Source organism: Megasphaera sp. DJF_B143 (genome assembly GCF_900320625.1).
Taxonomy (GTDB): domain Bacteria; phylum Bacillota; class Negativicutes; order Veillonellales; family Megasphaeraceae; genus Megasphaera; species Megasphaera hexanoica.
Map to the genome: position 1 here is coordinate 1 of NZ_ONTA01000080.1, position 7302 is coordinate 7302.

Annotated in this window: 5 protein-coding genes; all 5 read left to right on the forward strand. The window is 48.2% G+C overall.

Annotation, left to right across the window (positions count from 1 at the left end; genetic code table 11):
- Positions 1-426 (forward strand): hypothetical protein (locus tag DBO31_RS09240; protein WP_200817437.1); only part of this gene is annotated, 426 nt, incomplete at its 5' end.
- Positions 427-646: 220 nt separating this feature from the next.
- Positions 647-2323, forward strand: coding sequence for a glycosyltransferase family 39 protein (locus DBO31_RS02315; protein WP_059076150.1), 1677 nt, complete (start codon positions 647-649; stop codon positions 2321-2323).
- Positions 2320-3264: a glycosyltransferase family 2 protein gene (locus tag DBO31_RS02320; protein WP_150824341.1), complete on the forward strand. Its 945-nt coding sequence runs from the start codon at positions 2320-2322 to the stop codon at positions 3262-3264. Before DBO31_RS02315 ends, DBO31_RS02320 begins: the two co-directional genes overlap by 4 nt.
- A 169-nt stretch (positions 3265-3433) precedes the next feature.
- The gene (locus DBO31_RS02325; protein ID WP_059076148.1) at positions 3434-5827 is read left to right on the forward strand and encodes an AAA family ATPase; all 2394 of its coding nucleotides are present in this window, start codon (positions 3434-3436) and stop codon (positions 5825-5827) included.
- 11 nt (positions 5828-5838) lie between these two features.
- Positions 5839-7014: an MFS transporter gene (locus DBO31_RS02330; RefSeq protein ID WP_150824342.1), complete on the forward strand. Its 1176-nt coding sequence runs from the start codon at positions 5839-5841 to the stop codon at positions 7012-7014.
- Positions 7015-7302: the final 288 nt, after the last annotated feature.

A 7302-nucleotide genomic window follows, 5' to 3' on the forward strand; every position in this document is an offset into this window, starting at 1 on the left:
CTCTTTGGCGGCTATATGATTGATACGATGTGCATGAAATATGACCCCAGCAAAGTCGTTAAGTATGCCCTGGCAGGTCTGGGAATCGTGATGGCAATCGCCATGTATCTTCTCAGTACGGCTACATCCATGACGCTGGCTATCGTGTATATGTCTGTTGCCATGTTCTGTGAAAAATGGGTTGGTGCGACGTTCTGGATGATGCCGGCTGCTATTTCGCAAAAAGATGATGTCGGCATTGTTGCCGGTGCCATGAACTTTATGGGCAATATCGGCGGCGCCATCGTACCGATTCTCGTCGGTATGATTGTCACACTGACGGGATCGTATTACTGGGCTATTATCCTCTTTATGGCCTTTGCCATCGGACTCTGCATTTTCCCGATTGGCATCAATATGAACAAAAAAGTCGGTTCTGCTTCCTGATTATTGTACTTTGCTCTAGTAAAAACCCTCTATTCCATGTATACTGGATAGAGGGTTTTTCTCTGCCGGCTGTTAAGCGGAACCAACCTGCGGGGCGGTTTTGTTCCAGCTGCTTTTTTTTGGAATCAGGGATATAAAAAATGTTACAGGCCTGTTTAGGTTTTGTTTAGATAGAAGCTGTATACTGTCACTATATAGGATACAGTGGGAGGAAATGAATATGAATTGTGCCATACGGCGTCATCAGCGTCTGATTTTTTTTGTTTTATTGTTTGCTGCGGTTTTCCTGTACCTGGCTCATATTGGTTCCTATCATCTGATTGAATTAGATGAGGGAAGATATCACCGGGTAGCCATGGAAATGGTTCTTTCCGGCGATTACATTACGCCTCATTTTGACTATATGCCGTATTTTGAAAAACCAATCTTTCAGTACTGGATAACGGCTCTTTCCATGGAACTCTTTGGTTTCCGTGAATTTACGGGACGTGTCCTGCCGGCCCTTTCGGGATTGGGGAATGTCCTGCTGGCCTTCTGGCTTGCCCGGGTAATGTACAACCGTCGTACGGGCGTTATGGCGGCCGTCATTCTGGCAACGTCAGCATTGCAGCTCATCGTCGCTTCCATCGGTGTCCTCGACATGGCGCTGACTTTTTTTATTGATGCCTGCCTGGTCACCTTTTATGTATTTGAGAGAACGGAAAATAAGAAATATCTGCTGCTATTTTATGCATTTATGGGATTCGGCATGCTTACCAAAGGGCTGATTTCCATCGTATTTCCCTGCGGGATTATTTTTTGGTATGCCCTTTGTACGAAACGGCCCCGCCTGTTCCTGAAATTGTTTTATCTGCCGGGAATCCTGCTGTTCCTTGTCATCGCTGTGCCGTGGTATTATATGGTATGCCAGCGGAATCCTGACTTTTTTTACTTTTTCTTTATCCGTGAACACTTTCTCCGCTTTGCTACCAAGATGCATGAACGGTTTCATCCCTGGTATTATTTTGTGCCGGTCCTGCTGGCTGGCACGATGCCCTGGACCGGGTTTTTATTGACTTTTTTCAGCAAAAAAGGCATCCTGCGCCGGCCGGGTACCCTGCGGCATCGGCAGGATATTTTGTTCCTCGGACTTTGGGCAGGCCTTATTTACGTTTTTTACAGCATTTCTGATTCCAAACTGCCGACCTATATTCTTCCCTGCTGGCTGCCGTTATCGGTCCTTCTGGCAGCATCACTGGAACGGTGCCGGAGAGAAAAAGACTGGCTATGCCACAGCTTTTTTGTAAACTCCGTGCTCTGTTTGTTATTTACGGCTGGCGGGATTGCCTATCTCATGCATACGGATTTCCTGACTGTGCCAGATTTCCTGAAAAATGGCGGCCTGCTCATCGCGTCCCTTCTTGCAGGTACGCTGGCAGCCTGCTGGTCTTATAAAAAGCGCCGCAGTTTCTTTGCTGTTTTCCTGATTCTAAGCTGTATGGCCTATGGCTTTGGACTTGGCGCCCATCAGGTGCAGGGGCAGATCCATGATCACCAGTCAGCCTATCAGGTCAGCCAGGATATTAAGACTCTGCATCCGTCGGAAGATACGCCGATTATTATGTACGGTTCTTTCATTCCGGGGCTGGTATATTATCTGGACCGGCCCGTGGCGGCTGCCAATTTTATGGGTGAACTGGAGTTCGGCATTCACCATACGGATCGTACGGGGATGTATTATGGCAGTAAGGAACTGTATGATGTCTGGCATAGCAGCCAGCCGGTCATTGTCGTAGTACAGCCGAAATACCTTGAAGAGGCACTGAGTGTCCTTGACGGGAATATATACCAGCGTATGGAAGAAGAGGATTATACCGTATTGATTAACCGGCCGTTGAAAGAGGGCGTATTGCCATGAAGCGTATAGACATTCTCGTACCCTGCTACAATGAAGAAGCAGTACTCCACCAGTTTTATGAACGGACCAGCTCGGTTCTGGAACAGATAGAAAATTACCAGTTCACTTTTATCTTTGTCAACGACGGCAGCCACGATCGTACAATATCGATTATCCGGGAGCTTTATGAAAAAGACGCCCGCGTTTCTTATATTTCTCTATCCCGTAACTTTGGAAAGGAAGCGGCTATGCTGGCTGGTATGGATTATGCTGATGGCGATGCCCTGGTCATCATGGATGCTGATTTACAGGATCCGCCGGAACTTCTGCCGGAAATGATTGCCTGGTGGGAAAAAGGATACCGTGATGTCTCAGCCCGCCGCCGCTGCCGGGAAGGAGAAACATTTTTCAAAAAATGGTCGAGCCACGTATATTATAAATTGTTGAAAAAACTGACGTCCGTTCCCGTTCAGCAGGATGTGGGCGACTTCCGCCTTCTGGACCGCCGCTGCGTCCTGGCTTTGTGCAGTCTGCGGGAATGTCAGCGCTATACCAAAGGGCTTTTCAGCTGGATCGGTTTTGAAAAGAAAGAAATTCTCTTTGATCGTCCGCCCCGGGCCGCGGGCAAAACGAAATGGAACTACTGGCAGCTTTTTAACCTCGCTGTAGATGGCATTACCAGTTTTACGACGGCCCCATTGCGGGCGGCTTCTTTTGCAGGCTGTCTGCTGGCCTTTCTGGCGTCTTTATATATGTGTTTCATCGTCGTACGTACACTCGTATACGGCGGTGATGTAGCCGGGTATCCGTCCCTTATTTCGGTCATCTTGTTTATCGGCGGCGTACAACTCATGTTCATGGGAATTATGGGGGAATATATCGGCCGTATTTATAATGAAAGCAAGGGCCGCCCGCCTTATATAGCAGAGGAAAGAGGCGTAAAAAGAAAAGAGAAATCATAGGAAGTGAAATGAACTGACCCCCATTCGTTAGATTTTTAGGTCTAACTTTTGGGGGTCACTACAAAACCGCCTCACGGGCGGTTTCTTTTATTTTCCGCGGCAAACATGGTACAATACAACTAGTATGTATCCAAGTCCGCCCTGGCAGACGAGAAAGAAGGGGACCGCCATGATCGATAGAGATAAGTTGAAGGACATTCTGACTGAATATAAAAGGGATTTTCCCCAGCGCTGGCCGTTGGAAAAGTATAAGTGGGAAGCTGTGCGCTGTTTTCAGACGGCATGGGACTTTACGGCCCGGGATTTTGAAGAAATGTTTACGGCTGCTACGGCCCGGACAAAGGATTTGCTTACGTCGGTTAATTATTATCCCCGCGGGGTTATGCGTGGCTTTGCGGCCGTCAACCGGGATGCGACCAAGGCTATGTTTTCCAATCTTTTTGACGAAAAAAAGGACCTGGCGGTCCGCGTAGAACGGTTCCGGGAAGATGCCGAACATATCCGGCGGGAATATGGGGAAGGCATCTGGAAGCAGCATTATCAGAAATTGAACGCCATCAGTACGTATTTGTGGCTCCGTTATCCCGACCGGTATTACCTGTACAATTATTCCGATTGCCGTGTCGTAGCGAAAGAACTTCATAGTTCATTTATGCCTCACCGCGGTGCTCATGCAGGAAATCTCATCGGTGCCTATGGCCTTTTTGATGAAATCTGTGATGCCATTCAACAAGACAGCGAACTGCAGACGGTGTACAGGGCGCAGCGCCATGACAACTGCTGGGCTGACACCTCGTGCCATACGCTGACCGTCGACCTTTGCATGTATATCAGTCGTATTTATTCGAAAAAAGGCATCGGCAGTGGCGATCCGGACTGGCTGCCCATTGGGTACAGCCCGGAATTGTCTGTTCAGGACTGGGTCGCTTTATTGCAGGATGATGCCGTATTTACGGAAAGCAGCCTGGAAGTGATGCGGCGGTTCCTCGATTTTGGAGGAATGGCAACATGCCGGCAGTTGGCCAATAAATATGGTGAGCCTAAAAATTTTTATAATTTCTGTTCTGTTTCCCTGGCAAAACGGGTAGCGGAAAAAACGGATTGCAACGTCCTGACTACAGAAGACGAAAGCGCCAAATGGTGGCCTATTTTATACGTGGGAAAGATAGATGAACACAATGCCGATGGCGGATATATCTGGAAATTGCGGGATGAACTGGCAGAGGCCCTGCAACAGGTCGATTTGTCGCGGGTAAATTTATATGCGCATGTATCGCTTCCTGAAGGAAGGCATGCGGCCTGGTGGTTTAGTGTCAACCCCGTGTTGTGGAGCTTTTCTTCTATGGGCATAGGGGAACCGCGCAGCTTTTCCCTGTATAATGAAAACGGCAATAAGCGGCGCGTTTTTGAAAATTTCCTGGCTGCACGAAGCGGGGACTTCCTTATTTGTTATGAATCATCGCCGGTGCGCCAGATTGTAGCTATTGGAAAAATTGTCAAAGAAAGCGACGGTGAAAATATCTATCTGGAAAAAGTGGAAGGTCTGGTACATCCTATTGGATATACGGCAGTGCAGGCTGTGCCAGAGCTCCGGCGGATGGAATATTTTGAAAATCCCCAGGGAAATTTATTTAAATTGACCCGAAGTGAGTATACGTCTATCATGGATCTTATCCGTGATGAAAACCCGGTGGACCACCAGCGGGTGGTTAAGCCTTATACCCATGATGATTTTATCCGGGAAGTCTATATGAGCCGTGGCCATTTTGCTACTCTGATTTCTCTTTTGAAGCATAAACAAAATATCATCCTCCAAGGGGCCCCCGGCGTGGGTAAGACCTACACGGCACGGCGTATTGCTTATGCGATGATGAGAGAACGGGATGACAGCCGCATTGAATTTGTCCATTTTCACGAAAGCTTTGGGTACGACGACTTTGTGGCAGGGTATAAACCTCAGGATACAGGCTATGTGTTCCGGTACGGCATTTTTTACCGGTTCTGCCAGCGGGCCGCCAATATGCCAAACAAGCCTTTTTTCTTCATTATCGACGATATCAACCGGGGGAATATCAGCAAAATTTTTGGCGAATTACTGATGCTCATTGAAAAACCATACCGCGGTACATCTGTAACACTTTCCTGCAACGGAATGCCTTTTTCTGTACCGAAAAATATATATATCATCGGTATGATGAATATGGCGGATACGGTTTCCATCCGCGATTATATCCTGCGCCGCCGCTTTGGATTTTTTGAACTGATTCCCGAATTTGATTCTGATGGATTTCAAGAGTATATGAAGAAGCTCGATAGTGATACATTTACGGCCTTGATTACCCGCATAAAAAAACTCAATGCAGAGATTTCCGAGGATCCCCGGCTGGGACGGGGCTTTTGCATCGGTCATGGGTATTTCTGTGGTCAGACGGAATATACTGAAGAATGGCTCATGGAAATCGTCGATTATGAAATCATGCCACTTCTTTTAGAATACTGGCCGGACAAGCCTGATAAAGTGCGGCATTGGGGACATGTTCTGCGCAGTGTATTTTATGATTGAGGAGACTTACGATGAAACGATATTTGTATCTGCTTTCGCTTGGCCATTTTTGTACTGACTTAAGCGGAGGAGCGCTGCCAGCCCTGTTGCCGTTCCTCGTACTGTATTACGATCTCGATTATGCCGCCGTCGGTGGGCTCATGTTTGCCTCGTCCTTTTTGTCATCGGTCATTCAGCCTGTCTTTGGTTACCTGTCCGATAAGTTGTCCCAATCATGGTTTCTGGTAGCGGGCGTCTTTTTGTCGGGAGCCTGTTTTTCCCTGACGGGATTTTTTTCAGATTACTGGGCTATTTTTACCGTCGTTGCACTCATGGGGGTCGGAGGTTCTATGTTTCATCCCGAGGCAGCCCGTCTGGTTCATGCCGTTTCCGGAAGGAACGAAGGCAAAGCGATGGGAATTTTTTCTGTTGGTGGCAACGGGGGATTTGGCGTAGGGCCGCTCCTGGTCGTCGGGGTTATCACTTCGTTTGGCATGCATGGCATGGTCGTTTTTGCCGGCATTGCGGCTATTATGTCATTGCTTTTCGTACGGACTCTTCCATCGCTCCGGCAGGCTGCACAGCTTGTGTCTCCTTTTCTGACTTCCCGGGAAACCGTTCCAGATAGTACTGTCACAGGAAAAAATGACTGGCGACAGTTTTCCAAGCTTACGGTCGTCATCATATTCCGGGCCATTGCCGTCTCGTCGCTATTTAGTTTTTTGCCCCTGTTCTGTATCAACATGCTGGGAGCATCGGAAGCGGTAGGAAGTCTGGTCCTGTCGGTTCTTTCTCTTTCTGGTATCGTCATGACGCTCTGGGGTGGCAATCTGGCTGACCGGTATGGCTGTGTATGGACACTCCGCCTGTGTTGTATCTTGTTTGTACCTCTCATGATACTGGCCACGATTTCTACGCAAATCTGGATGGTCTATGCTCTGCTGCTGCCACTCAGTTTCTGCGTGAGCGGTGCCTATTCGGCTTATGTCGTCCTGGGACAGCGCTACCTGGCACGCAGCATCGGATTTGCATCGGGCGTTACCATGGGGCTGGCTTTCAGTATTGGAGGAATGCTCGTTCCCGTCCTGGGATGGTTTGCTGATATATATGGACTGATAGCAGCGATGGAAATCATTACGGCATGCACGATAGGGGCCTCAGCCTGTTCATTCCTGTTGCCTGAGCCGGCAAATCATGGAGCTGCCTGATAACAAATGCCTGATATGGATACCGGCACAGTATTCTTTCCCGTATGCGCCAGATGAAATGCGGTGATGGTGCTGCAGTAGCCGTTTCTGCCAAAGAAGAAGGCGTCAAAGGCGTATCGACCATTTCCCATCATCATTAATCGCCGTTTATTCCATGTATAGCATAGGATGCAAAATAGAAGACGGACCTGTCAAAATATGGCAGGCCCGTCTGTTGCATGTCCGGATATATAAAAGATTATTTTTCCTGGAAAAATTCGATTTCTTCACCGCAGGGACCGATAGCAA